Below are 25,106 nucleotides of genomic sequence, written 5' to 3'. Positions count from 1 at the left end.
CACTCCTTTGTTTGAATTTTGTGTCTGACACAAATTACTTGCGCTTGAATCCAAACGGGTCGCGGTCGTGTTCGTCTTGCGGCTTCGCTTTTTCCGCTCCGTCTTGTCCCGTCAGCCGCTTCGAGAACGGGATTTTCCGCTTGAGTTCGTCAAGCTGTTTGACGACTTGTTCGTATTTCTCTTTGTAGCTGTCGTCTTCGCTTTTGGCCGCGGCTTCGTCTTGTAGGCCGTCCTCTTCATTTTGCGGTTCTTGCGGCTCGTTCTCCGGCGCCGCTCCTTTCAACGTGTTCATGATTTCCGACAGCTTGTCGTTTACGGGTTTCAACGAATCATCAATCATTTTTTGAACGTCTTCGACTTTCACTTCGTCATCACCTTCTTTCGATTTGTTTGCTCGTTCTTCTTCGGCAATCCGCAGGAGTTCGTCAATGACCTCCTTTGCGGCTTTTAGCTTCTCGTAGTTCGCATCAGAAATTTTTCGCCCTGCCTTTTCGGACGGTTTCAGCCCCAGCTTTTCTTTCAATCTATCAAAAAGGCCTTTATTCGCCTGCTGTGGGCTTTTTTCCTCGCTTGAAAGAGTTACCCCTTGCCCCTCGCTTTCCGCGCCTCCTAGAGCCGCCTGCGCGGCCACAGCGACGCTTTGCGGCGAAGGGGATTCAACAGGGACGATGTTCTCAACGATGCGAACTTCTTGCAGGTCGCCGACAAATTCGACGTCTCCCTGCTCGTTGATCGTGTAGCCGATTTGGAAGAACCGCGTTTTGCCGCTTGACATATCCTCAACGCGGATAATCACCGAATCGTCAAAAATCGAATAGATATACGAATCAAACGAGCCGCTGTCGAACGTTTGATAGACTTTCCGGCGTAGTAAATCGGCGATGTATTCATACGATCCTTGGATCGCCTTTTTCACCGCTTCTTCTCGGTTGTCCTTGCTTTTGATCGCGACGAACTTGGCTTTCGGGACAGCCGGCTCGTCGACAAGGGAAACGGCATTGACTACCCAATCGCCGGCTTCTCGCTCTAAGTCGGCCAACGTCGTTCGTTTCAGCGCCTCTTTTGATTTCAGCGCCACTTTCGGGACGCCCATAATCGAAAAACCGGTCAACTTTCCTTCTTTGACCGCTTGCCAAACGTCCTCGTCCTGAACGCGAACGCCCATCATCCAACTCCCTTTCGGAATAGTCAATTCGTCGTCAACCTTCCAGTCAAACGGCAAGATGTACGATTCCACTACCTTGCCGACATTGTTCAGCGTGTGTTGCAAGTCGATGTTGCCGTACTGCTCTAAAAACTTGTGCGCCACTTCTTCGATTTTCTCGGCCGTTACGACATCCCCGTCACTGTCCGGCTCGTCTGGAACAAGAACGGGTCCAAACACAATCCGCTTCTCCTCGTTCTTGTGCGTGACTGGCGCGGTGAGTTCGTGTTTCATTCTCTCACTCCTTTCTGTTCGGAATCGCTTCATGAAACAAGCCACGCCTAGAATGAAATCACCCCCTTTACGGATAGTAAGGCGTCCGGACGATTTGCTCGCCCTTTGTCGGGATATATGGACGGCATCGGCATCGGCAGTTGATCCATTCCTCGATGGGACCGGATCGGTCTAGCGGATGCATCAGCCCATTGGAGAAACGTTCATCCATCCGAACCACCTGTCCGTGCAGGGAATAATGATCGGCGCGGTCTTTCGGGTTTCTTCCCCTCACTCGGCTGTCTCTGACCGTCAGCCACTGCTTATACCTGACGTTGTAATCTTGCATGGTTTGGAAAATGCCGACGTTTTGCGCTCCCTGCACTTCGGTTCTAGCGATCGTTTGCAGTCGATGATCGCGCAAGTCTTTAAAATCGGCGCGCAAATCCACAGCGATGTCGTCAATCCCTTTTCCTTCTTCATAGCCGCGAATCAGCGTAGCGCGGAAATCGCCTTTAATTCGCCGGAATGTATCCTCCGAAAAAACATAAACGCGCTCTCGCAATTCTTCGAGAACGCGTTCACTGAATTCTGTAAACACCAATTCCAAGCCCTGTTCGAGAATTTCTTCAAACGTCAATTGCCTCGCCACGACCGCACTTTCGACAGCGGCTTCGGCGATCTCTTCCTCCATGTCCGCGAAAATCGGATCAAGAATATCCGCGATAAACGTTTCCTGTTCGAGAATCGACAGCGGGATATAGCCAAGCTCGCGCAACCGCTGGATGAACATACTTTCCAGCCCAACCTGCAGGCTGACCAACCGGCGCGCCAATTTTTCTTCAATTTCGGTGATCCGCTCATCCTGTTCCTTGATTGCAGGAAGCGCTCCATGTGCAACAAGGAACGCGACAAGCTCGCGATCCATGTCCAACAGCTTGCACACTTCACACATGCTTACCGCCCTCTTTCGTGGCGATGTCAATGAGTTTGGCGTGCAATTGTTTCAGCGAATTCAATATCGCATTCGTTTCCTCTTGCGAAGCGTCGAGCGGTTGCCCAAAAATGAAATGCCTGTCTAGGTTCGGATCGTCAATCGGGTCTCTGCCCAATTCGCGCAAAATCATGTTCGGGCTGTATGCGCCCACCTCAAACAAAAAGCGCAGTTCCTCAATCTTCGCTTGTGTGTCTTTCGTGTCGATGTCCTTGAAACGAAAACGCCAGTCCGTTACCCCTAGCCCAATCCACAGCAATCGGTTCATCACATTCTCAAGCATGTCTTGTCGCGGCTCAATGACCGATTGCTTGTATATCTCGGTGGATTCTCTCGCCGTTGATCCACCAAGCGAACCTTCGACGACGATGCCGGCTCGATAAGGCGGGACACCATGTGCGGACAGGATTTCATCGCGGTTGTCCGCCCGCAACATGCGGAAACTTGCTTCCTTCGTCTCCACAGACAACGCTTGGAACTTGATTTCAACTGGCGTGTCCGAGAAATCACCTTGCGGCTTTTGCGCCGTCACTACAAGGGTTGAATGCCGATTTTTCTTGATGTCCTGTTGAAAGTATCGTCGGATCAATTGCTTCGTTTGCTCGTCGAGTTCCGCGCCTGTCACCGTCACGACGTAGGCAGGGACGGCATGATTTTCAAAGAAACTGATGTTGTACTCCGCCCGTTCTCGGTCGGAAATAATCGCGCTTAGCGCAGGCAAAATGTCCGGCAGACCGTAGTAATCGCTCCGGCTTGTGTAATTGTGGATGTGAATGATTTCCGTTGCTCGCCGCTCGGCCGGAATGGAACCGGCAGGAACGATTTCGCCCGTCACGTAGTCCACGTCATTTTCAAAGCCAAACCGCTTGAACCACACCTTCTTTGTGCCGCGAATTTGGCAAAAGCGGTTCATATCCTGATGAACGCGAACCGTATGCGCCGGAATATGCTCAAGACCGATCAGTATTCCGTCTTCGTCGCGGATGACTTCGTAGTAGCCGTTCCCGATGGAATCGTAGTCCACCATCACGTTGTTATTGATGTCGGTCAGCGTCTTGTACGGGTTCGGGTTCTCTAAAAACTGCATGGCGATCTCGCGTTGCTGTTCGCTTGGGTTGTTCGTTTTCGCCTCAAGATACCACCCTAGCCCTGCGGTATCTCTGGCTTTCGTTTTGACCGCCCGATAATGGTACGGATTGAGCTCAAGCAGTTGCGCCAGCGCTTCAAGATTGTATAACGGTTCGACAAGCCCCAGTTCCCCATACGCGCCGCCAAAACGGTCGCTTGGAAGGGCTCTTGATTCCCCTTGCTTGATCGCGTAGCGTTCGAGTGTGCTTTCCTCGATAATCTCTCCGTCACTCAACACATACGCCTTGGCCACTGCTTGTTTCCCCATTTCATTCCCTCCCTTCCATTAGAAGATGTCGACTTTGATCGTTCCCTTCGTTCCGGCTCGGTCGAGGTATCGCAACGCCTGTGATGTCGCGTCCACTTGGTCGTCGGTCGGTGCGTTCGGAAACGCCACCAATTCCTCGACGTAATCATGCACCCACGGCGCGATGCTCGGATGCGGAATATAGACGTTTCCGGCTTCGAATTGCGGCGATACGGCATTCAGCCGCTCGACTTTCGTTCCGTTCGGCACAACAGACAACATGCCGCTGATCTGATGCCGCAACGCATTAATGATCGCTGTCCCGTTCGCGCGGTCTTCGATAAGTTTCGCCTGCGCCTGCGGCCACTTGGACGTCAGCGATACAATCGCGCGGATCGACTCGGTGAAAGACAGCTTCGCACGGACTTGGTCAAGCAAGTACTTGTCCGCGCCTTTCCTGCCCCATACTTGACCGACGACAAACGAACCGTCGTTGGTATCCTTGAACGCAAAATCCCACGATTGAATGTATTCGTCCATTTGAGGGGCTTGTTTGTAATACTTGAACCACGAACGATGAATGATCGCGCCGCTTGGCGGCGTTGGACGCTGTTGGTAGAGCGCGTTCCATGTTCGGGAACCGACCGTCTTTTTCGTTTCTTCCGCCCACTTCTCGTCAAATCCGTACTCCGGCCATAACGGCTCGCCGATTTTTCGACCTAGCAAGTCGTTTTCGGAATCGCAAATCGCAGGCAAGGAAACCACTGTCCACCGCTCTGGCGCGTGTTCTAAAAGCCGTCCGGCAAGGTCATCCTCATGCCATCTTGTGAGAATTAAAATAACCCGTCCGCCGGGTTGCAAACGGGTGGATAGCGTGTTTTGCCACTCATTCCAAAGCATGTTTCGATACGTGAGCGAATCCGCCTCTTTGCGGTTCTTGATCGGGTCGTCGATGATGAGCAAGTCCGCACCTTGCCCTGTGATCCCACCGCCAATCCCGACCGAAATCATCCCACCGCGATGCCCTTCGACGTCCCAACTCGTCACCGAATTAACGTCTCTTGAAAGACGGATGCCAAACAATTCCTCGCCAAACAATTCGATCTTTTGACGGTTGGCCTTCCCGAACCGCCTTGCCAATGAATCGCCATAGGAGACTTCGATGACTCGCCTGTTTGGATTGCGCCCGATAAACCATGATGGGAACGTCTCGGTAACCGTCATGGACTTGGAATGACGCGGCGGCATGAATATCATGAGACGGTCGATTTCGCCCCGTTCCACTCTCATGAGATAATCGCAAATTAAATCCGAATGTCGGGACGGGCAATAGCGCCCAAAATGGGTGTATTCCAAATAGACCGAGTAATCTTCTTTGGCTAACTCTTTTTCGAGCGCGTCTAAATTATTCAGAATCTCGCTTATTAGCATTGCGCTTTCGGATAAGTCGCTTGATAAGCTCCCTTGCTTCTTCGTCTTCAAGAAGTTCACTGACGATGTTGTGCTCCACTCTGATTTCGTATTGCCCATGATTCGCCACCTGCCCCGAGTGGTTCAAGTCTGCCGTTAGGCGGTCTCTGCGCCCCCACCGTTCGGGAAACTTTCTCTCAAGACGCCATGCGGCCGCCTGCCAATTTTCTTCCGCCGCCTTGCCGATGATCGCTACATCTCGTATCTCCGCTTGCGCCAGTGCCTTTTCTACTGCGTTGGATAACTCGACAAACGGCTGTTCGCTTTTCTTCGGCCGCGCATTCGGGTTCTTCGCTAGACGTTCCTTCTCCCGCGCTCCACGTTTCAACCAATCGTAAAATGTTGTTTTGTTAATCCCTACGTAGGCACAGGCCGTTTCAATGTAATTGCCCGCTCGGATCACTTTTACGAGTTCTTCCTGCAATTCGGGAGTGAGTTTTATTGGACGTCCCTTTTTGTTTTTTGTCATACCCCCTTCACCACCTTCCAATTCATTTATTTTTGGAAAAAGAAAATGCGCCATAGAAGGCGCGTTCAATTCAATCCCAATAAAGCTTTGATTTGTAGTTTTGCATATTCTTTTATTACTTCCAGAGGGACTGAAGCAATTTCTAGTCCCTTTCCTTTAATACCCTCTTTGGTTTTATTCCAAATTGTATTGTTTCTAATTGAATCAAGAAATTCATGTCCATCCCATGTCAGTGACGCTAAAATCCACAACGGTTCATTTCCTGCCCACTTTGTATAATTTTCTACAAACCCTGCTTGCTCTAAAATTTTCAAGTGATATGCAACTACTTCCCTATCCCAATCTTTAGGAATAGGCAGTTCTTTTTTATCATCATTTTTTTCGATAATAAATAGTAGCTCCCTTACTAAATCCATATTTCTTTCCATGGTTCATAATCCCCCTTTGTGTTGTATTTCAACAAAAGGAGATAGTTTCCTACATGGTTTTTTCGTCAAGTTCCGACATTCGTACTCGTTACTAAAATAAAGAAGCCGCCGCTCAATCAGCGACAGCCTCTTTGCGGGGAAGGGATTTGTTGGGCTCTTCTCGGTTAGTCTGCTCCACTCATGCGTATATATGGTAGAGGGTATTCATTTGTTCAATATCATTTTATCACAAAAAAACGTGCCAAAACTGACATGTTTTTGACGTTTTATCGCTCTTCTCATTCGCCGGTTCATTTCAACAAGGGATGGATTTTCCCGCGTCATTTTTCGTCAATTTCCGACATTCGTATGCATCGCATAAACGGGCAACAAACAAGATACGGCACTTGCCACTTCGCCCATATGCAGTTTCTGCACCTATGCCGTTCATAAGCCATTTTCGCCTTTTCTTTGTCGTCGTACAAATACATCATCGCAAACCTCACTTCATGCTCTCGCTGTAACTTTCTATATTACATTGGCTTATTGTTCCCTGTTTTCCCTTTTTAATTCATTGAAAATAAAAAACGCCACCCCGATCGGAGTGACGCCCTGCTTCAATATATCTCACGATATCATCATAACACATTCGAAACAAAATAATCTGTCATCTTTCTGTCATTTTTCCTTCATTTTTCTGTCATTCCGTTTTTTGAATTCTTATCAAAAAATGATCCCCATTCATTATGAAAAAATTATTGTGAGTTAATCAACTTTAAAATTTCAACACCTACACTTGAGGCTTGTACCACTGTAGGTAACCAATTAAAAATTCTCTTCGCCCTAGTTTTATCATTTTTATTAACTGCTTCCTGAAGTTTTGCAGCATTTTCTAATGCATCTGCTTTTTCGTCCTCAGGGCTTTCTTTCTCTATTACGTTCACTAACTGTTTAAATAAATCTTCTACAGCCGGATTATTTGTAACGACTGACTGGGAATTTCCGTCGCCAGAACTTAAATTAGTATTGTTGAGTGTACTATTTTGAATACTTATACTTCTTCTATTATCCATATAATATACAAACACTCCTTTTTGTGGCTCACTAAACAGCCCCATCCTAATTAAATCTGCAAAAGTCTTTTCAGTACCTAAACTAGCTGCAGGTATCTCTGTTCTTGGTTCTTCATAAACTTTTTTTTAAGGCTAAGGCATCCTTTTTAAAATCATCTGTAAACGAAAATACCAATATGAAATCTTCCGCTTCAAAATCACTTTCTCCACAGAAACAATCAAACAATTCTCCTTCAAGATCTTCATCCAAATCAAACGCTTGTATTTTATGATTTGATGGGCATACAAGCATTTTTTTAGGTATTAATTCAAATCCAGCTTTTGACATAAGAAAACGCAATATTATCTCATAATAGCTGCTATCTAATCCAACAGCATATAATACATTTTCAACCGTAAAATCTTCGATTGGGGGAGTATTCGCTGCCCACCTTGCTAAAATTTCATTTATTTTTCCAAAAGGTATAGATGTGGCCATCATTACTCCCCCTTCTAAATAAGAATTAATCTAATCCTGTAGCAACCTGCTGTTCCCCTTGATTATCCGATTCATTAATCATGACAAGGGCATCTAAAACATGATCAACAACTATCTGTGGTACTTCAGTGGTAAATTTAAAGTAGTTCTTTTTTATATTCACCTCAAACTTTGCTTCAATAACGATAGACGTTACTGGATCTTGAAATGAAAAGAAACATGTTTCATCCGAAGTATCATTAGTTGGAATCCCTAATTTTTCAATTGCATTCGTAATTAATTTGAATGTATTATCCGCATCTAAGTTTACTCCCTTTTTACCATTCAAACGCATACTTCCCACGCTTGTAGGTAATAAAATATGAGTAGACGAAACCCCTGCAGATAATAAAGAGCAAAGTTTTTTGGCATTCTCCTTCGTCAATTTTGGCACAGTAAAATATTTATAAGGCAATGCGAACCCCATAATTTTCATAATATATTCACAATACTTTTTCACTTCTTTATATGGGCAACGTACTTCTATTAACTCTTCACTCCCAAAGTGAATAGCAACAGGAGTAAAGTGAGCGTAAGACAAGGGAATTTTACTATAACCATTTTTTCTTAAGGTAACTTTTTCCTCTACCAGCTTCAAATAGACCGTTGCCCCTTCATGTTTAACAGCACAAATTTGAATTGATGGATTTAGCGAAGGCTCCCACTCTGTATTTATGTTATTTCTATTTATATGTCCTTCGGCAATAAGTGTTTCCAAAAATTTCTCCGGTGTCTTCGACTTTTCCGGGAAATTCGATTCTGTTTTGCAAAGATTTAAAAAACGGTCAGCAAATTTAAATTGTTCATTTAGATAAAGTAACTTTTCTCTTTGTCCAGCTTGAACCAGGTCATTAATAATCTCTTCATCAGACCGACCTGTATACTTTATTTTATGAATCTTGGCTAATTGATTAATATATTTGCTTGGTATATTTCGATATTGAAACATCCAAACCCTGCCCTTCCTCACCCAAATGTTAGAGAGGACACACATCTGTACAAATATTTAAGAGAATGTTATTATGTTCTTAGCTAAGCAGATTGTGTCCTATTGCGTCCTAATTTTAGGACGCAATTCTTTTTCTGTTAGATAATTTTAGCAACTTTTTTTCTATTTTTCTACAATTTTATCCAAAAATCTTGTAACTGAAATTTGAAATATAAAAGAGACACCTAAACAGGTGCCTCTTCTTCTTTGTAAACCTCAATACGTAAAGCAAAAGCCAGCTTATAAAACGCCTTCTCACGGATACGGTAAAACTTCGATTCACTGATCCCCATTTCGTTATATACCTCGTAATCATAAGGCTCTTCCAGTGTCATATATCGCTTAATAATCAATTCCCGTTCCATTTTGTTCAGTCGATTCACAGCGCGGCGTATTCTCTCCATGTACTCGTCACGTTCTCGTTCAAAATCCACCTTCTTGATCGTCGCATCTTCAACCGATTTCATGAATTTGCCTCTCCCAACAACTTCGCAATGTCATAAATGATTTGATCTCTCCATCGATACAATTGTCGCACACTCACCCCAATCTCTCTAGCAACCTGTTCCCACGTGTAGTTCTTCCCCGACCAATACTTCAACTGCACCGCTTTCTGTTTTTCCGGCGAAAGCAACCCGTATACTGTTTGAATCGCGTGAACGATTTGCTCCAAACGCTCCAAACGTCTGTGTGTAATCAGTTCAATTGTCCGGCGCTCGGTTGGGCGCGAAGGGAGATTGCCGCGCCCTCCCCCGACATTCTCGTCGTAATTCGCCCGACCGAACAGAATATCTTTCTTTAAACGTTGAATGTCACGCACATATTCAAAGTAGTAATAAAGGTTATGTTCGATATATTGAGCAACGCCTTTTTCGATTTTTACAGCGGTCATGTCATGCCCTCCTTTATACAGAAATCGGGGCTTTGATCGCCGGATGTGGATCGTATCCGACAAACTCAAAATCTTCATAGCAATAGCCAAAAATCGAATCCGGTTTTCTCTTGATGATAAGTTTTGGCAGCGGACATGGATCGCGCGTTAATTGCAACTTCGCCTGCTCCACATGGTTTTTATATAAGTGAACATCGCCGCCGGAAAAAATAAGCTCGCCTACTTCCAAATCACACTGTTGGGCAACCATATGTGTCAATAGGGCATAGCTCGCGATGTTAAACGGCAATCCTAGAAATGTATCGACAGAACGCTGTTGCCACATGCACGACAGCCGGCCAGCCGCGACATAGAACTGAAAGGCGTAATGACACGGCGGCAACGCCATTTGGTCGAGTTCTCCGATATTCCATGAGCTGACCAACAGCCGCCGCGAATTCGGGTTGTGCTTGATTTCCTCGATAACTCTCGTGATTTGATCGATTGTTCCACCGTCTGCTGTTCTCCAAGCGCGCCATTGGGCGCCGTAAATGCGCCCTAGTTCGCCGTTTTCATCGGCCCACTCATCCCAAATCGTCACGCCGTTCTCATTTAAGAAGCGAACGTTCGTATCACCGCGCAAAAACCACAGCAATTCATAGATGATCGAGCGAATATGAAGTTTCTTCGTCGTCAGCAACGGGAAGCCTTTTTGCAAGTCGAAGCGCAACTGACGCCCGAATACAGAAATCGTTCCCGTTCCCGTCCGGTCTTCTTTTTCAATGCCGTTTTTAAGAATGTCGCGCAACAAGTCCAAATATTGCTTCATAACCCCACCCTCTATTCCTCTGTCGTTATGGACTTAATCATGTCCTTAATCGCATTCGCGGCTCGCTCGTATGTTCCAGCGATCCCGCGCCACGTGATGAAATCACCTTCATACTGTCCGGCGATTTTCAACTGTGTTCCCTTGGCGATCCGGCTGTAATGTTGGGCGTCGGTCGCTGATGACTTTTCGCGCTCCTTGCGATAATGTTGGCCTTGTGCAATTTCCGCCATCCCTTCATGGTATTTTGCGCGTTTCTTGTACCATCCGGCAATTTGCCACGCCACTTGCTCAAGTTTGGTATAGAGATATTCCATTCTCGATAGCTCATATGGCGTCAGCTCATCCATCCGCTCTTCGTAAAAGCGAATCTGCTGGATATAGCGGCCATGCAATCGCGTATATTCTTCGAACTCCTTATCCGTCGCTTCGTTCATCGTGCTCCCCCTTTATTTCAACTTCAAAATTTTGTCCAATACTTCCTTCTGTGCTTGAATGAGTTTCGTTTCGGTTTTGGCTGCCCTAGCGATTTGCGCCAATACGAACGCATCTATAACGTTATTCGAGTCGCTTTCAAATCCCCATCGTTTGTACACCTCAAGCACAACCTTCTCTTTATTTGCATTTCCTTTCGCTCCGGCAAACTTCTTCACAAGGGACGGGGCGACGTCGATATATTGAATGCCCCGTCTGTACAGCTCCATTCGCATGCCCCATCCAATGCCGCCTAAAAGGAATCCGCGTTGACTCGCATATCCAAACCCTTCGATCGCGACAAAATCTGTATCATGCACCGAATCGACTACGGCTTGGATCAGTTCACTCATCCTCGCCGGGTCGTCTCCCTCTTTCTCAATCTCTTTCGCCTCAATCACTTCCCCAAGCGGGGATAACGCTACAAAACCCGTCCGTAATGATGGATCAATGCCGACGAATCTTTCAAATCGCATGACTACACCTCAATATCCGTTTGCCTGTCTCTCGTGATTAATCCGATTTTTCTTCGTGTACGCTTCGACGATCTCATCTTCCGTAAACCCTAGTTTTTCGCCAAGCCCTATGAACATGCGGATGATATTTTCATAGGCTTCCTCGACTTCGGTATCTGTTGTAACTTCATGGAGCGTTACGCTGTCGTATAGGCGCCCGATTTCAAAGAATAGATAATTGAATTGCTGAATCGTCGTTTCATAGCAAATTGACGTCAGTTCATCCGGCAGGCCTAGTCGAATTGGCACCAATTGTCCGTAGCGTTCCGATTCCTCAAGACCGATAGAAAGGACAAAATGCAATCCATCGACATATTCCTCAAGAAGTTGGTCGGTTCTTGGCTTGCGATCATTCGACCAAAACTTGAATTGCCGCCATTCGTTCGCGATCTCCCCAAGCTCCGTTTGCAACGCCAAAATCTTTTCTTCCAACCGTTTTTCGCCTTCTTTGCGTGGGTGAATCTTCTCAATATGCGCATCCAATTCTCCTTGTACCTCAAAAAGTTCACGTAGTTCCATGCTTCTTTTCCCCCTCGATTATTCATCCCGCTTCGCTCGCTCAACTGCCAAAATCCATTTCAGTTCCTCGTAATCGAATTCGTCTATTCGCTGCCCTTTAAATTCATTGATCCCCATTTGCCGCAACTGCTGGATCGCGTTGTGCCTCTTCATCTCCCTTTCGACTTCTGATTTTTGAAAATAGCGGTAGAGTGAACCCATTTTCGTTCCCTCCATCAATCAATATCAAATCGGCTTTCCACAAGAGCGATAAGTTCCAATTCGAACAAATCGACTGGCCGCATTCGCTTATTCACTTTCTCCATTTTTGTTCCTCCCTTTCTTTCTCGTTTCTCATTGTTATCAGTTGTTCGAACCATTCTTGATCGCTCGTGTCCAATGCGATGTTCACCATGTCGTCGATGTTCTCCCTCGTCAGTTCCCATTGATCCACAAGCGCCAATTGCCGGAGCAACATTTGTTTTCTTCTCCGGACTGGTTTTTCATCGTGGTCAAGTGTGAATCGAACCATCGCCGCGGGCGGTCTAACCCATTCGACGTAACCCAACCATCCACAATACGCGCTATTTACGCTGACACAATACACCCAATCTCCCGGTTTTATCGATGTTTCGCTATCGAGCCACTTTTTATCCGTTTCCTTCACCCTCTACCATCCCTTTCGTCAAAACGGCAAATCGTCATCGTTCATTTCGATCGGCTCCCCGTTATCAGCAAAAGGATCATTAAACCATCCCTGTCCATCTTGTGGCTTCATAAACGCTTCTCTCGCCCTCCTAGAGGCGTTTTTCTCTTGTTTGGATGTCTCCCTATTCCCTTTCTGCTTCTCGCCCGAATTCGAAGCGTTGCGCGGCTCCAGAAATGTTGCCGTATCCACCACGACCTGTGTATAATACGTCCTCCGTCCGTTCCGTTCATAGCTGCCCGTTTCCAATCGCCCGTCGATCCCGACCATACTTCCTTTCTTCAAGTAGTTTGCGATGTTCTCCGCCTGTTTTCGCCATGCGACGCAACGAATAAAATCAGCTTCCCGCACCCCGTTTTGATTCGCAAACGGACGGGTAACGGCCAGTATGAATGTGACAACAGCCACTCCGCTTGGCGTATATCGAAACTGCGGATCGTCCGTCAGTCGTCCTGTCAAAATGACGCGGTTAATCATGACAATCCCTCGCTTTCTATTTCTCGGCAAACACAACATACGCAAATTTTTTTGGTCGGCTCTCTATGGTTTTGATCTCTATCAAACACTCACCATCCACCGATTTCTTTTCCTGTACAATGACGTACCACTTCTTCATTTTCCTCTCTCCTCATAAAGTCTTCGAAGTTCTCCTTTAGCGGTTCTTTGATTAGCCCGTTTTCATACAAGTCGTATTCATCCGCCCAGTACCATTTCCCAAACATGTCTTCCCTCACCGCCATCAGCCTTTCCGCCAACGCCCGATTCTGGTGGACAGCTTGATGACAGCAGTGGCATAAGGGAGCAAGGTTTCTCCACTTCCCCCTCCCGCCTTGAGAACGGAAACGGACATGGTGCGCCTCAATTCGCGGATCACCGCACATCATGCAACGACAGCCAAACACTTCGATCATGCGATTGTACTCGGTTTTGCTAATGCTTCCTCTCGTTTTTGACGAAGGTGCTTTCCGTTTTCTCCGCTTCTCCGGCACTTTCTTGGGAACGGCTCGACATTCCTTGAAACTCACTCCCTCACCTCCTTTTGATAAAATCCTGCCAGTGACGGAAACGAATTCTTCGCTCTTGCCATCTCTCGAAAAGTTGTGAAGCGATTGCCAATCGAAACAGGAAAATCTATCGGATATTGAAAACAGTTTTTCGGTTCTATGCCGTATTTGTGCCGAACAAACGATTTTGCTTCTTCTTCGTTTGCGGCAAACACAAAGGCAAATCGCCCCTGCCCGATTTTCAATGAAAAGACGCGAATTTCGTACACCTTCAAAGGGTTTTCTTCAATAAGACGCGCGATGGTGCGTGTATCTTCTTCAGCCACGCTTTCCATAGCCGCTTCGAGTTCATCCATCGTGCTGTCACGCCGTATCCGTCCTGCGGACAAAAAATAGTGAAGCGTATAGATAAGAGAAGCGGCTTCGTCACGAATGGCTTCTTTCATCAGTTCATGAACGGTATAAATCTTGAATCACCCCCGTGTTTCGATTGTATGAAACCCGAACCGTCCCGACCGCTCCATTGCGGCTCTTAGCCACAATGACTTCCGCAACGCGGGGATCAGCTTCGGCGTTGTAATAGCTGTCGCGGTATAGAAAGATCACCACGTCCGCGTCTTGCTCAATGCTTCCCGACTCTCTGATGTCCGACATAAGCGGTCTCTTGTCGCTTCGTTTCTCTACATCCCGCGACAATTGCGCCAGTGTGACGATCGGGCAACTGAACTCTTTGGCCGTCTCCTTGATCGCTCTGGAAATCTCGGTGACTTGCAAATGCATGTTTCCACCGTAATATCGTTCCGGCCGTATCAACGTGAGATAGTCGATAAACACGACAGGTTTTCTGTCCGGAAACCGGTTTACGGCCTTTCTGATTTTCGAGCGAATGTCCGCGATGCTCTGTCCGGCGCCGTCAAAGATTTGCATGTGTGTTTCGGATGCCTTCCCAATGACTTCGATCCACATGCGCTTCTGTTCTTCTGACAAATCGTGATACGGATTTCGCAACTTCATCCGGTTGAATCCGCCAATCGAGCCGATGAGCCGGTCGCGAATTTTGTCGGCCGCCATTTCAAGCGAAAACACGATAGGCAAGTACCCGTGCCATCCGACGCTCTTCGCGAAATGGATCATGAAGTCGGTCTTCCCCATGGACGGTCGCGCTGCCAAAATGATCGAATCGCCATCGTTGAAACCGTTCAGCATTTTGTCAAGTTCGCTAATGCCCGACGGCGCCCCCATTTTCCGCTCGGTCGGCGTCCACGGCGCTTCGGCCACCTCATGCAACAAATCGCTGATGTCATGATGGTCGGTGATCCTCCCTTCGTTTAAACGAGTCAGCGCGGTTGTGATCTTGTCAATATCCCAATTTTCCTGCGCCGCCACAACAAGAATCCGCCGCTTCTCACGCTCTTTCCATTCGTCAAGAACCAACGCCTCGTATTGGTCGAATTTCGTTTCGTTTGCAAATGCGGATACCTCGTTGAGATAGGAGAGGCCGCCAAAGTCAGCCACATCTTCTGTCGTGGAAAGCGTCACAATATCCGGTTCGTCTCCTTGCTGTGCGATCCGCTTCATGGCGGCGAACAGCTTCCGGTGCTTCGGATCGCTGAAATGCGTTTCGGTCAGAACCGTTTCTTTGAGCAGGTAGGGACATTCAAGAAATGTCCCTAACACTGCTTTTTCTGCCTCGACACTCATTGTGTCCAGTCCTCTCCGGCGTTCATGTTATGAACATACAGCTCATAATAAGCTGGCCGTTCATCCCTATGGCAAAGTTCGGCGATCGTAGGCGGATAGGTCTTTTCTTTTGCATGCCGCTTGGCGTTGGACAGCACCAAGTCGAACGGTTCGTCCGCCAACAAGTCGTACCAAATGTCTACTTTCTCTTTCGATACCTCGAAGTTTGAATAGACGAATGAAATGAGCTTCATGACGTGTTTCACTTGCTCTCTTGTCACGCCGGTTCTCCCCCCTTTGGTTAGAGTTCGTCCCAGTTGATTTCCGTCGGTGATTGCCGGCGGCGCGGCGCCTGTTTCCTCTTTTGCTCGAACATTTCGTTGTACTCTTTTACGTCCTCAAGAGTGAACAGCCCCATAAACTCGAAGTTTCGTAGAATGCTAGAAATGTAGCGTGCCGGATTGCGCGGCATCTGTTTCCGTGCCAATCGGATCGCTTCGACGATGATCGCTTCCGGCTCTTGAAATTGTCCGTTCTCAATGACCTGTTCAAATTCTTGTTGCAAAATAGAAGGCGGTAGATAACCAAATGCTTTCTCGAATTCGGTAACAGGATTGCATTCGGTTTTTTCTTCTCTCGAAATTTCGTTTATCGGTTCGTCCTTATCATCATCATCTATATTTGTAGTAGTCTTTGTAGTAATCTCTGTATTTGTCTGGCGCTCTATCGTATAGGGTGTTACGTTAGAACGTAATACCCTATCTGTTGAAACGTCAGAGCCTATTTCATCTGTCGTCATATCCTCTATACCGTATGTGAATTCTGATAGTTTTTCCGGATTCAGTTCTATAAAAAGCACGTTAGTCAGTGTCATTCCATCTACATGGATATTTCGGAATTCCCGTCGTATTAGGCCTTTATCTTCTAACCGCTTTATAGCATCCCTCACCTGTCTTTTGGTGAAGCCAAACTGTTCAGCGAAGCTATCGTAGCTTCGTTGTAAAAGATCGGCTTTGAAGCGTTTCCGAACCTCCTTGATTCGTCCTGTCGCTTCGTCCTTTATGAACATTGGCCGATACCAATACACAATTTCGGACAGAAGAACGATTGCAATCGTATCTGGCTTTCCATTTTCAAAGGTAATGGTGCTAAACCAATTGTGAGGAATTACCGTCCCAGCGAGATTTATTTTTGCTACTTTATCTACAATGGGATGTCCAGTCAGCATGTTGCTCTCTCCTTTTACGGCATCTTATCTTCCTTAACGCAAATCACTACTTGTTTTTCTCTATCTACACCGATCACTTTAAATTCGGGATGAACGATTTTGATATATCCAGTCGCATATGCTTCATATTCCTTCTCTGTTCTAGCCATCCACGTGTAGCAAAACGGAAAGGCTACTCGATATTCGAGCCCTTCTTTAAATGCCTTTTGAACCTTCTCTTTCTTCTTTCTTGTGTCCAATCGGTCTCATCTCCGAGTTTCAATGGTTCCCTATAAGAATCAAAGCGAGAATCGCGCCGGAAACGGCGTAAGGAAGCCACCCCAGCTTCGTTTCTCTTAAAATCGTATCCGTATCCTCATCGGTTTCGAGGAAGCACCAATATGCTTCCCCGAACCGTTTGATCCATGTTTTCATTCGAACCGCCCCGTTATGATCGAGATGGCTTTGCTTGCTTCCTCGACTGTCCATTCAGACGGTTCTTTATCGACACCCATCGTTTCTTTCAGCTTTTCGTACAGCATTTCTTTCGTCCAATCCGCTGTCACTCGGCGCGAAATGAGCGCATCAATGTAATCCAATTGGTTTTTGCTCGCTTTTTTGTTTTTCCCGTTTTCCTTTTTGTCAATCTTGCCGTTTTGTTTTGCTGTATCTCTCGCATCGGGATCGTCCTCGTCAGTCGGAACACTGAAAAACTTCATAAGGAAGTATCTCTCCGTATACGTCAACGCACTGCCAAATGCTTTTGAAATGTCGTCCTGTTGCCCCATATACTGCCAAGGAATTTCAATACGATCACTCGGATCGTCGGCGTTGATCCATACATATTTCATATCGCCAGTGACAACAAAGTCTGTTTTTGGCCGTTCGCGTTTATTTTCTCTGTCCCATACGGTATAATTAAAAGTAGAGTGGGTTTGGTTGAGGACGATTGGGACGAGCAACACGCCCAATTCGTCCATTTTTTCTCGAATCTTTTTCAGCACCTGCGTGCCGGACACATAACGATAACCGTACCCTTGCGAATCTTTCACGAAGACATCGACCGTTTTTCTGATTTCAACGAGTTTCTGATGAATATTGAGCGGTTTCGGTTGTTCTGCTGTTTTCGTCATCGAATTCTCACTCCTTTTTCTCGTTTTAGTTCAACTCCCGGAATTTGTTCGCCGCTTTTGATCCGCTCCAAAATGCTCTTTTTGTCCACCTCGACTTTTTGTTTCAAAAACTCTGCCGGAATCGCCGACATATCCACAACATCCACAGACGGTGGATTGTCTTGAATGTATACGGTGATGGTCGGGCGTTTAATTCTTTGAATGCCCGCGCGTTCCAACTGCTCGAATAGATACGTTTTCAGCCGTTTCACCTTATTTTCAATGGCGGTTCTCTTCTCGTTCAGCCGTTTTTCTTCTTCCCGAATGGCTTTCGCGTCCGATTCTAGATTCCGAATCAACTTCGCGATGTTCTCGGCTTTAAGTTCGATTTCATCGCGTATGGCTTCGAGCGTATCTACTATCGCATCGGATTCCATTTCTTCTGCCATTTCAAGCAGTTCGCGATAGTTTTCTGCTAACTCGTATAGCTTCATATCTTCTCCCCCCTTTGCTTCACCAAGCAATTTTCCGCTCTCCACTTTCCAGACAAAAAGCCATCGCGCAATGATTGTCATAGTGAATCATTTGCCCATCGAGAAACTCGATGAATTCCTCTCCTTCGACGATGTTCTCATAGCACCCGGCGCATTCGCCGATCACGCGCGGCTCTTCCCATTTCACGTTCAGCGTCATAGGATTTTCCACAGCCATTCATAACAGCCCCTTTCTCTTAAGAAAGTCGATTTGATTTTTGACTGATGAAACTCTTCGGTTTAGCATCTTCGCCAGCTCTCTGACCGGCAAATGAACATTGTCGATCAGTATCCGTCGTTCTTCCTCCGTCCATTTCTTGATCCCTCGATTTTTCCGGCGCTTACTGGTATTGGCGAGCCAATCCCCAAGCTCCCGCATTTCTTTGTAGACATCGCACGTCCCGCATTGTTTGACATATCGACTGCTTGTTCGAAGTCCCCCATACGGACATCTGCGGCAGGCGTTTAACAGCTCTCCTATGCGGATACGTGCTTTTCTTTTATCATCCAACGAATCACCTCCCTTCCCTTAACGCCCATATTCAGACGCAGGAAACAGGACAACTTTGGCCAAAAACATGAGGCAATTCGGGAAAACAGGACAACATCCTGCGCCTGACGATAGGCACTAAGGAGTAGTTGGCAAAGAAGGTGAGCAGCCCTCTTTGCCCTTCCCCTTTTTTTCTCTCAAGGTTGAATCGACTCATTCGAGGTTCAAAACTCGTATTTGCTATCCTCCCAACCGCACTCATCGCATTCTGCTTCCCAAACGTACCCTTTCCCCTCAACGATTTCCACTACTTCCCAACGAGCTTCTGCGCCACAACGTGGGCATTCCATGTTCATGTTTTTCACCTCCGTTTCACTCGAGGCCGAAGCGTTCTGGATGCGCTTTGATCGCGTCGCGAACCGTATCCACTCCGATGCGGTTGACGTGTTCAACTCCCAGTTCGCTGACACTCAGCTCAAAAATGAAGCTGTCACTGATCGCGCTGATCTCGTAGTACACCCGGCCGTCACCGAAATCCAATTCAGTGACTCGAAAGACATTTCTGACTTTCCGTTCCGCCAGCGCCCGATCCGCTACTTCTCTGACGCCGCTGGGCAACTCATCGAACGAGAGGTTTTTGATTTGCATCATCATTCACTCCTTCTCCCAATTTTTCGATTAGGCGCCACTTGATCCAAATAGGTCGAATTTTCTTCAATCCAGCGAAACACCTGATCGCGAGGATATCGGGCGCGAATGTGCGTGAGCTTTGGAAAGCCTGGAATATCGGTTAAATTGCTTACCGTGGAAAGCTGGACCTGGAAGATTTCTGCTAAGTCTTTCCTAGTTAGGACTGGAGGATAGCTATATCTCTTTCGCCCTTCCTCCACCCCCAACTCATACGCTTGGCGGACGAGATCCTTCACGTATTTATCAATGTCGGGAACCTGCACCACCATTTGCATGACGACTTCCCTTCCTTTTTTGCAGGATTTCCCCTCCTTTTGTCGAATGTTGACCAAGAGAGGAGGTGTTAGATTGATGAGCAACCGTATGGACGTAAAATCCTTGGCAGAAAGCTTACTCCCCAGAATGAATAGTTGTGGATGAATTAACTAAACGTTAATGTTTAGATATTTCGCGAATTTTTCTCGCGATTGTATCGATATCTACCTGAGCCGTCGCCTCATCGGCGGCTTTCTTTTCTAGCTCGGCAACGCGCTGTTCCAATTCGGCTAACCGTTGTTCGATATTCATTTCTCCTCACCCCCTTTCACGCCGTTTGGTCTTTCTTTAGCAACAACCGAAATGTTTCTTTCCCGCGTGGGGTAATCAACGTTTGCACATCGGCCTTCCCATTTCGAGCGAATTCTTTCAGTTTGAATAGTTCTGGCACATACTGCGCATATGGTTTCAATTTTCCTTTTTGATCTCTGTAGACAAATTTGTTATCGAGGAGCCATTCAATGAAATACCGTTCTTTCACCTCAAGCTCTTTGGCTGTGTCTCTAAAGTTGGTGAGTAGATTTCGATCAACTAAGGCGTCAAAATAGTCTGCTTTCGGCTTCATCGCCGCGATCTGCTCATTTTGCCGGCGCACCGTTTCCAGCACGCCACGGAACATCATTTTCGTTTGTTCGTCCGCGAACGGAAGATACGTATTGATGAACATGTCCTCGTTCGCGACGTAGCCGCCGGTTCGACGGATGGTTGGGAGGACTACTTCAAATATCCACTTTTCAAATTCCTCCGCCTTTTGTCTGATTTCCGGATTTTTGCTCTGATCAGCCGCCTTAATGATCAAGCGGTATATATCCCCTTCTGGGATAACTTTCACCGTTTGCTCTCCTCCATTAGTAAGGATGCGGTAAGTTACCGCCCCCTTGCAGTGACTTGAAATTGCTTCGTGCGGCCGGCTGTACCCCAATGCTTTTGCAACATCATTACCAACGGCGTGTGGATTGTTGTTAATTTCGACGAATCGAACATCGCCGAACATCGGATGATTAAAAATCTGTAATTGGTTCATTTAACTCCCTCCTTTTGTTCCTCATAAGTTAACTCCCCGACCAAAAAAATATCGTCTGGTCTTTTGTTAAAAACACGAGCAATCTTTACAGCCATTTCATATGAAAGCCCTCTTTTTCCTTGTTCAATCTGCCAATAATATGGCTTGCTGATCCCTACTTTATCTGCCACTTCCTGTAACGTCATCCCTTCTTTTTTTCTTGTGCTAATTAATTTTTCTCTCCTTTTGTTCAACCCGTTTCCTCCTTTCTTAAGTTAACCTCTTGTTAACTACATTATAGATTAACTTATAGTTAACTGTCAATAAAAAATTTCTAATTTGTTAACAAGATTTACGTTAGCTTTTTGTTAACTTATAATATCTGTAGAGTTATTAAATTAACGGGAGGTTTACAAATGAGTTTCCCTCAAAGACTAAGAATGTTAAGAAAAGCAAAAGGTTTAACACAAGAAGAACTGGGACGAAAGGTTAATGTTACTAAAGTATCAATTTCGGGATATGAGAGTGGAAATAGAACACCAGACATGGATACTTTAAAAGCTTTGGCTGATGCATTGGATGTAAGTATTGACTACCTATTAGGACGGGATAATACCCAACCCACCGACACCAAGCTCCCCGCCCTCACCGAGAAAGACGAGCGCGACATCCAAAAGGAGCTGGAAAAGATCATCAAGGGGCTCAAGACAGGAAGCGGTTTCGCTGCATTCGGCGGAGTGGACATCGACGAACTCGATGAAGAGGATCGGGAACTGCTGATCGCATCTTTGGAAAACTCTCTCCGCCTCGCCAAGCGCATCGCAAAGCAAAAATTCACGCCGAAGAAATATCGAAAAGAATAACCATCTCCAGGGGGTTCGCTATGGCTGAGAAGATCAAACAGATCGTAGAGAAATTAATCACCAAGCACGGCACGAACAACCCCTTTGAGATCGCATCGCAGAAAGGCATAGTGCTGTTGTTTGAACCGCTTGGCGGGACATACGGGTATCATCATACATTTCGCCGGATTCAGATCATTCACATCAATTCAGAGTTGGACGAGCCGATGAAACGCTTCGTATGCGCGCACGAGCTGGGGCATGCGGTGTTGCACCCCGAACTTAGCACCTCATTTTTGCGAAAACACACACTTTTCTGCATGGATAAAGTGGAAAGGGAGGCGAATGAGTTTGCGGTGGAATTGCTTCTGTCAGATGATGTTCTCTATACATACCGCGACACTGATGCAACCATTTATGAGGCCGCGGCGGCGTATGGAATCCCTAAGGAGGTGGTGCATCTAAAAAATTTTGACTTCTGAACCAAACGTATATTCCCACAAAAAGGAGATGATCAGATTGATTATTCACTTGGACGACTATCGTAATAAGAAGAATAAGAAGAATAAGAAGAAAAAGAAAACAAACAGCTGCTCCATGATCAGTATTCCTGTATTTTCACGAATCACCGTAGAGGATGGCAAACTCGTTGGTGTTTTAGAAAATGGTCAGAAGATCATCATCGAAAACTCAGAGGAGGACCGATAACATTGGCTTCGTTCCAAAAGTATAAAACGAAAGACGGCGAGAAATGGATGTTTAAAATGGATGTCGGGATCGATCCTGCTACTGGGAAGCGCAAAACAACGACACGCCGAGGTTTTAAAACCAAAAAAGAAGCGCAGCTGGCTGCGGCCAAATTGTACGACGAAATAAATAACGGAGGCTACGTGAAGGACACGAATATACTATTCAAGGATTTCGCACAAGAATGGTTAGCAATATACAGCGAAACCGCAAAAATAAGCACGATTCGCGCCAGGAAACATGAACTGGGGCACTTGATGCGTTACTTCGGTAACTTGAAGCTAAAGGATGTTACACGAAAAATGTATCAAGACATGCTCTTGGATCTCAAAAAAAAAGGATATGCTGACAACACCCTAGACGGAATTCATACAACAGGGAGAATGATTTTTAAAAAAGCGATGGAATTGGAATTGATAAACTCTAATCCTACGGAATACGCCAAGGTGCCTAAGCAGAAAAAAACAGTGGAGGACATTGAAAGCGGCAATAAAGACATGAAATTTTTAGAAAAGCATGAGTTAGCCCTCTTTTTGAAAACAGCCCAAGAACACGGGCTAGCTATGGATTATGTCGTGTTTTCAACCTTGGCATACACTGGTATGCGGCTAGGTGAATTACTGGCCCTTCAGTGGAAGGATATTAACTTTAAAGAACATACCATTGCGATTACAAAAACGTTGTACAGCCCTAGAAACAACGAAAGATATTATCAATTACTGCCCCCTAAAACACAGGGATCCATTCGAACCATCAAAGTCGATCCAAACATCATTTCACTTCTAAAGAAGCACAAAGCTGAGCAAAATGAAATCAAATTGCGAATGGGAGAGTTATATCACGATCTGGGTTTCGTGTTTGCGCGGCCAAGTGGATTTCCTGAAGTGCCTAAAAAAATTGAAATCAGAATGAAGCGACTACTGAGAATCGCAAACATTCATAAACATGTAACACCTCACTCCCTTCGGCACACTCATACTAGTTTACTTATTGAAGCAGGAGTGGGAATCAAAGAAATCCAGCAGCGCCTCGGCCATGCAGATATCGAAACAACCATGAACATTTATGCGCATCTAACAAAAGATTTGGAAGAAAGAGCTTCGCAGAAATTTAGCGAGCTTATGAGCAACTTCATCAAAAATTTGTGATTTTCGTGGTCAAAATGTGGTCAAAACAAAAAGAACACCGGGGAGAACCCCAGTGTTCCAAAGGATTGGAGGCGATGATTACATCATGCCGCCCATATCCGGCATGTTGTTGTTGCCTTTGTTTTCTTCCGGTTTGTCGGCAACGACCGCTTCTGTCGTCAAGACCATTGCGGCGACAGATGCAGCGTTTTGCAGCGCCGAACGAGTGACTTTCGTCGGGTCAACGATACCAGCTTCGATCATGTCGACCCATTCACCTGTTGCCGCATTGAAGCCGATGCCCGGTTTTTCGTTTTTCAGGCGCTCAACGATGATCGAGCCTTCCAGACCAGCGTTTTGCGCGATTTGACGAACCGGTTCTTCGATCGCGCGCAATACGATTTTCACGCCGGTTGCTTCATCGCCTTCCGCTTCGATGGCAGCGACTTTGTTGTAGATGTTCATGAGAGCCGTGCCACCGCCGGCGACAATGCCTTCTTCAACAGCCGCACGAGTCGAGTTGAGCGCGTCTTCGATGCGCAGTTTGCGTTCTTTCAATTCTGTTTCTGTTGCCGCCCCAACTTTGATGACCGCTACGCCGCCAGCCAATTTCGCCAAGCGTTCTTGCAGTTTTTCGCGGTCGAATTCGGACGTCGTTTCTTCAAGCTGCGCACGGATTTGGTTGATGCGCGCTTTGATGCGCTCCGAATCGCCAGCGCCTTCGACGATCGTCGTCGTTTCTTTCGTAACGACAACTTTCGACGCACGGCCGAGCGAAGCGATCGTTGTCGATTTCAATTCACGGCCAAGCTCTTCCGAGATCACCTCGCCGCCTGTCAAAATCGCAATGTCTTCGAGCATCGCTTTGCGGCGGTCACCGAAGCCAGGCGCTTTGACGGCTACCGCATTGAACGTGCCGCGCAGTTTGTTGACAACAAGCGTCGCGAGTGCTTCGCCTTCAACATCTTCCGCAATGATCAAGAGCGGACGGCCTTGTTGGACCACTTGTTCTAAGATCGGCAACAATTCTTGGATGCTCGATACTTTCTTGTCCGTAATCAAGATGTACGGATTTTCGAGAACGGCTTCCATTTTTTCTGTATCCGTAATCATGTACGGCGAAACGTAACCGCGGTCGAATTGCATCCCTTCGACAACGTCGAGTTCCGTCGTGAAGCCTTTGGATTCTTCGAGCGTGATGACGCCATCGTTGCCGACGCGTTCCATCGCTTCAGCGATCAATTGACCGACTTCTTCGTCAGCAGCCGAAATCGCAGCCACTTGGGCGATCGACTCTTTCCCTTTGATCGGTTTGGAGATGGCTTTTAATTCTTCAACCGCAACGGCAACCGCTTTTTCAATCCCGCGACGGATGCCCATCGGATTGGCACCAGCAGCCACGTTTTTCAAGCCTTCACGGATCATCGCTTGAGCCAATACCGTAGCGGTTGTTGTACCGTCCCCAGCGATGTCGTTCGTTTTGCTGGCGACTTCAGCGACCAATTTCGCGCCCATGTTTTCAAACGGGTCTTCGAGTTCGATTTCTTTCGCGATTGTTACCCCGTCATTCGTGATGAGCGGCGAACCGAATTTTTTCTCCAATACGACGTTGCGGCCTTTCGGACCTAATGTGACTTTCACTGCGTCTGCAAGTTTGTCCACCCCGCGCAACATCGCACGGCGCGCTTCTTCGCTGAACTTGATTTGTTTTGCCATACCCCGTTACCTCCTTATGAAATTGTTGGACTGCGTGCCA

38 protein-coding genes and 2 pseudogenes are annotated in these 25,106 nt (G+C 46.6%); 4 read left to right on the top strand and 36 right to left on the bottom strand.

From position 1 onward, the window contains the following. Positions 1-34 precede the first annotated feature (34 nt). The 35 genes and pseudogenes from GC56T3_RS01600 to GC56T3_RS01445 form a co-directional block, all read right to left on the bottom strand. Positions 35-1,438, bottom strand: coding sequence for an XkdF-like putative serine protease domain-containing protein (locus GC56T3_RS01600; protein ID WP_013144095.1), 1,404 nt, complete (start codon positions 1,436-1,438; stop codon positions 35-37). A 67-nt stretch (positions 1,439-1,505) separates the two neighbouring features. Beyond that, positions 1,506-2,372, bottom strand: a complete 867-nt coding sequence (locus GC56T3_RS01595; RefSeq protein ID WP_013144094.1) for a phage minor head protein — start codon at positions 2,370-2,372, stop codon at positions 1,506-1,508. Continuing rightward, complete coding sequence (locus tag GC56T3_RS01590; RefSeq protein WP_013144093.1) at positions 2,365-3,807, bottom strand: phage portal protein; 1,443 nt, start codon at positions 3,805-3,807, stop codon at positions 2,365-2,367. The genes GC56T3_RS01595 and GC56T3_RS01590 overlap by 8 nt, the downstream gene beginning before the upstream one ends. Positions 3,808-3,825: 18 nt before the next feature. Next, positions 3,826-5,217, bottom strand: coding sequence for a phage terminase large subunit (gene terL / locus GC56T3_RS01585; protein ID WP_013144092.1), 1,392 nt, complete (start codon positions 5,215-5,217; stop codon positions 3,826-3,828). After that, positions 5,192-5,725: a hypothetical protein gene (locus GC56T3_RS01580; RefSeq protein ID WP_013144091.1), complete on the bottom strand. Its 534-nt coding sequence runs from the start codon at positions 5,723-5,725 to the stop codon at positions 5,192-5,194. The genes terL and GC56T3_RS01580 overlap by 26 nt, the downstream gene beginning before the upstream one ends. 65 nt (positions 5,726-5,790) lie before the next feature. Then, entirely contained in the window at positions 5,791-6,153 is a 363-nt protein-coding gene (locus GC56T3_RS01575; RefSeq protein ID WP_013144090.1) for a DUF2513 domain-containing protein, read from the bottom strand. Positions 6,154-6,887: 734 nt separating this feature from the next. Next, positions 6,888-7,205 carry a hypothetical protein gene (locus tag GC56T3_RS01570; RefSeq protein WP_041468155.1) on the bottom strand — a complete coding sequence of 106 codons (318 nt, stop codon included), beginning with the start codon at positions 7,203-7,205 and terminating at the stop codon, positions 6,888-6,890. A gap of 112 nt (positions 7,206-7,317) precedes the next feature. Further along, positions 7,318-7,683 carry a hypothetical protein gene (locus GC56T3_RS01565; RefSeq protein WP_013144087.1) on the bottom strand — a complete coding sequence of 122 codons (366 nt, stop codon included), beginning with the start codon at positions 7,681-7,683 and terminating at the stop codon, positions 7,318-7,320. A 25-nt stretch (positions 7,684-7,708) separates the two neighbouring features. Next, positions 7,709-8,671: a hypothetical protein gene (locus tag GC56T3_RS01560; protein WP_013144086.1), complete on the bottom strand. Its 963-nt coding sequence runs from the start codon at positions 8,669-8,671 to the stop codon at positions 7,709-7,711. A gap of 224 nt (positions 8,672-8,895) precedes the next feature. Beyond that, positions 8,896-9,180, bottom strand: a pseudogene (locus GC56T3_RS01555) (ArpU family phage packaging/lysis transcriptional regulator); the annotation flags it as partial. Further along, complete coding sequence (locus tag GC56T3_RS01550) at positions 9,174-9,602, bottom strand: helix-turn-helix domain-containing protein (RefSeq protein ID WP_013144085.1); 429 nt, start codon at positions 9,600-9,602, stop codon at positions 9,174-9,176. The pseudogene GC56T3_RS01555 and the gene GC56T3_RS01550, both read right to left, overlap by 7 nt. Before the next feature lie 13 nt (positions 9,603-9,615). Continuing rightward, positions 9,616-10,410 (bottom strand): thymidylate synthase, encoded by a 795-nt coding sequence (gene thyA, locus GC56T3_RS01545; RefSeq protein WP_013144084.1) that lies wholly within the window; start codon positions 10,408-10,410, stop codon positions 9,616-9,618. 11 nt (positions 10,411-10,421) lie between these two features. Next, entirely contained in the window at positions 10,422-10,844 is a 423-nt protein-coding gene (locus GC56T3_RS01540) for a hypothetical protein (RefSeq protein WP_013144083.1), read from the bottom strand. A gap of 12 nt (positions 10,845-10,856) precedes the next feature. Further along, positions 10,857-11,357 carry a hypothetical protein gene (locus tag GC56T3_RS01535; RefSeq protein WP_013144082.1) on the bottom strand — a complete coding sequence of 167 codons (501 nt, stop codon included), beginning with the start codon at positions 11,355-11,357 and terminating at the stop codon, positions 10,857-10,859. A 9-nt stretch (positions 11,358-11,366) separates the two neighbouring features. Further along, entirely contained in the window at positions 11,367-11,915 is a 549-nt protein-coding gene (locus GC56T3_RS01530; protein WP_013144081.1) for a dUTP diphosphatase, read from the bottom strand. An 18-nt stretch (positions 11,916-11,933) separates the two neighbouring features. Beyond that, entirely contained in the window at positions 11,934-12,116 is a 183-nt protein-coding gene (locus tag GC56T3_RS01525; RefSeq protein ID WP_013144080.1) for a hypothetical protein, read from the bottom strand. 91 nt (positions 12,117-12,207) lie between these two features. Beyond that, positions 12,208-12,561 carry a hypothetical protein gene (locus GC56T3_RS01520; RefSeq protein WP_227456676.1) on the bottom strand — a complete coding sequence of 118 codons (354 nt, stop codon included), beginning with the start codon at positions 12,559-12,561 and terminating at the stop codon, positions 12,208-12,210. A gap of 18 nt (positions 12,562-12,579) precedes the next feature. Beyond that, positions 12,580-13,077 (bottom strand): single-stranded DNA-binding protein, encoded by a 498-nt coding sequence (ssb, locus tag GC56T3_RS01515; protein ID WP_013144078.1) that lies wholly within the window; start codon positions 13,075-13,077, stop codon positions 12,580-12,582. 89 nt (positions 13,078-13,166) lie between these two features. Further along, entirely contained in the window at positions 13,167-13,340 is a 174-nt protein-coding gene (locus GC56T3_RS19825; protein WP_227456737.1) for a hypothetical protein, read from the bottom strand. A 36-nt stretch (positions 13,341-13,376) separates the two neighbouring features. Beyond that, positions 13,377-13,481: pseudogene (locus GC56T3_RS19820) on the bottom strand (HNH endonuclease); the annotation flags it as partial. A gap of 140 nt (positions 13,482-13,621) precedes the next feature. Beyond that, a complete protein-coding gene (locus GC56T3_RS01505) occupies positions 13,622-14,050 on the bottom strand; it encodes a hypothetical protein (protein WP_011888084.1) in 429 nt (142 codons plus the stop codon). A gap of 4 nt (positions 14,051-14,054) precedes the next feature. Then, positions 14,055-15,305 carry a DnaB-like helicase C-terminal domain-containing protein gene (locus tag GC56T3_RS01500; protein WP_013144075.1) on the bottom strand — a complete coding sequence of 417 codons (1,251 nt, stop codon included), beginning with the start codon at positions 15,303-15,305 and terminating at the stop codon, positions 14,055-14,057. Continuing rightward, a complete protein-coding gene (locus tag GC56T3_RS01495) occupies positions 15,302-15,565 on the bottom strand; it encodes a replicative helicase loader/inhibitor (RefSeq protein WP_013144074.1) in 264 nt (87 codons plus the stop codon). The genes GC56T3_RS01500 and GC56T3_RS01495 overlap by 4 nt, the downstream gene beginning before the upstream one ends. Positions 15,566-15,585: 20 nt before the next feature. Beyond that, positions 15,586-16,512 (bottom strand): DnaD domain protein, encoded by a 927-nt coding sequence (locus GC56T3_RS01490; protein ID WP_013144073.1) that lies wholly within the window; start codon positions 16,510-16,512, stop codon positions 15,586-15,588. A gap of 14 nt (positions 16,513-16,526) precedes the next feature. After that, complete coding sequence (locus GC56T3_RS01485) at positions 16,527-16,751, bottom strand: hypothetical protein (protein ID WP_013144072.1); 225 nt, start codon at positions 16,749-16,751, stop codon at positions 16,527-16,529. A 19-nt stretch (positions 16,752-16,770) separates the two neighbouring features. Beyond that, positions 16,771-16,926 (bottom strand): hypothetical protein, encoded by a 156-nt coding sequence (locus GC56T3_RS19530; protein WP_013144071.1) that lies wholly within the window; start codon positions 16,924-16,926, stop codon positions 16,771-16,773. Further along, a complete protein-coding gene (locus GC56T3_RS01480; protein ID WP_013144070.1) occupies positions 16,923-17,624 on the bottom strand; it encodes an ERF family protein in 702 nt (233 codons plus the stop codon). The genes GC56T3_RS19530 and GC56T3_RS01480 overlap by 4 nt, the downstream gene beginning before the upstream one ends. Beyond that, complete coding sequence (locus GC56T3_RS01475; RefSeq protein WP_013144069.1) at positions 17,621-18,097, bottom strand: siphovirus Gp157 family protein; 477 nt, start codon at positions 18,095-18,097, stop codon at positions 17,621-17,623. The genes GC56T3_RS01480 and GC56T3_RS01475 overlap by 4 nt, the downstream gene beginning before the upstream one ends. Before the next feature lie 19 nt (positions 18,098-18,116). Next, on the bottom strand, positions 18,117-18,314 hold the full coding sequence (locus GC56T3_RS01470; protein ID WP_013144068.1) for a hypothetical protein: 198 nt from the start codon (positions 18,312-18,314) through the stop codon (positions 18,117-18,119). Continuing rightward, complete coding sequence (locus GC56T3_RS01465) at positions 18,315-18,647, bottom strand: hypothetical protein (RefSeq protein WP_013144067.1); 333 nt, start codon at positions 18,645-18,647, stop codon at positions 18,315-18,317. A 351-nt stretch (positions 18,648-18,998) separates the two neighbouring features. Next, a complete protein-coding gene (locus GC56T3_RS01460) occupies positions 18,999-19,274 on the bottom strand; it encodes a hypothetical protein (RefSeq protein WP_011888091.1) in 276 nt (91 codons plus the stop codon). A 2-nt stretch (positions 19,275-19,276) separates the two neighbouring features. Further along, positions 19,277-19,591, bottom strand: a complete 315-nt coding sequence (locus tag GC56T3_RS01455; protein ID WP_013144065.1) for a hypothetical protein — start codon at positions 19,589-19,591, stop codon at positions 19,277-19,279. A gap of 157 nt (positions 19,592-19,748) precedes the next feature. Next, positions 19,749-19,883 carry a hypothetical protein gene (locus tag GC56T3_RS20105; protein WP_255347843.1) on the bottom strand — a complete coding sequence of 45 codons (135 nt, stop codon included), beginning with the start codon at positions 19,881-19,883 and terminating at the stop codon, positions 19,749-19,751. A 16-nt stretch (positions 19,884-19,899) separates the two neighbouring features. Beyond that, complete coding sequence (locus GC56T3_RS01450; RefSeq protein ID WP_013144064.1) at positions 19,900-20,655, bottom strand: phage antirepressor Ant; 756 nt, start codon at positions 20,653-20,655, stop codon at positions 19,900-19,902. After that, positions 20,652-20,888 carry a helix-turn-helix transcriptional regulator gene (locus GC56T3_RS01445; RefSeq protein ID WP_013144063.1) on the bottom strand — a complete coding sequence of 79 codons (237 nt, stop codon included), beginning with the start codon at positions 20,886-20,888 and terminating at the stop codon, positions 20,652-20,654. Before GC56T3_RS01445 ends, GC56T3_RS01450 begins: the two co-directional genes overlap by 4 nt. Before the next feature lie 162 nt (positions 20,889-21,050). Here GC56T3_RS01445 and GC56T3_RS01440 point away from each other — a divergent pair, with 162 nt between their 5' ends. Genes GC56T3_RS01440 through GC56T3_RS01425 form a run of 4 tightly spaced genes read left to right on the top strand, consistent with a single transcriptional unit; the run spans position 21,051 to position 23,371 of the window. After that, the gene (locus tag GC56T3_RS01440) at positions 21,051-21,497 is read left to right on the top strand and encodes a helix-turn-helix domain-containing protein (RefSeq protein ID WP_013144062.1); all 447 of its coding nucleotides are present in this window, start codon (positions 21,051-21,053) and stop codon (positions 21,495-21,497) included. A gap of 20 nt (positions 21,498-21,517) precedes the next feature. After that, positions 21,518-21,958 (top strand): ImmA/IrrE family metallo-endopeptidase, encoded by a 441-nt coding sequence (locus GC56T3_RS01435; protein ID WP_013144061.1) that lies wholly within the window; start codon positions 21,518-21,520, stop codon positions 21,956-21,958. Between the two features lie 28 nt (positions 21,959-21,986). Next, positions 21,987-22,184: a hypothetical protein gene (locus GC56T3_RS01430; protein ID WP_255347842.1), complete on the top strand. Its 198-nt coding sequence runs from the start codon at positions 21,987-21,989 to the stop codon at positions 22,182-22,184. 2 nt (positions 22,185-22,186) lie between these two features. Continuing rightward, the gene (locus tag GC56T3_RS01425) at positions 22,187-23,371 is read left to right on the top strand and encodes a site-specific integrase (RefSeq protein WP_013144059.1); all 1,185 of its coding nucleotides are present in this window, start codon (positions 22,187-22,189) and stop codon (positions 23,369-23,371) included. A gap of 78 nt (positions 23,372-23,449) precedes the next feature. Here GC56T3_RS01425 and groL read toward each other — a convergent pair whose 3' ends face one another. Beyond that, positions 23,450-25,066, bottom strand: a complete 1,617-nt coding sequence (gene groL, locus GC56T3_RS01420) for a chaperonin GroEL (protein WP_013144058.1) — start codon at positions 25,064-25,066, stop codon at positions 23,450-23,452. Positions 25,067-25,106 lie beyond the last annotated feature (40 nt).

The sequence above is a fragment of the Geobacillus sp. C56-T3 genome (genome assembly GCF_000092445.1).
Classification (GTDB): domain Bacteria; phylum Bacillota; class Bacilli; order Bacillales; family Anoxybacillaceae; genus Geobacillus; species Geobacillus thermoleovorans.
Note: the sequence above shows the minus strand (reverse complement) of the source record. Positions and strands in the feature narration are given on the sequence as shown.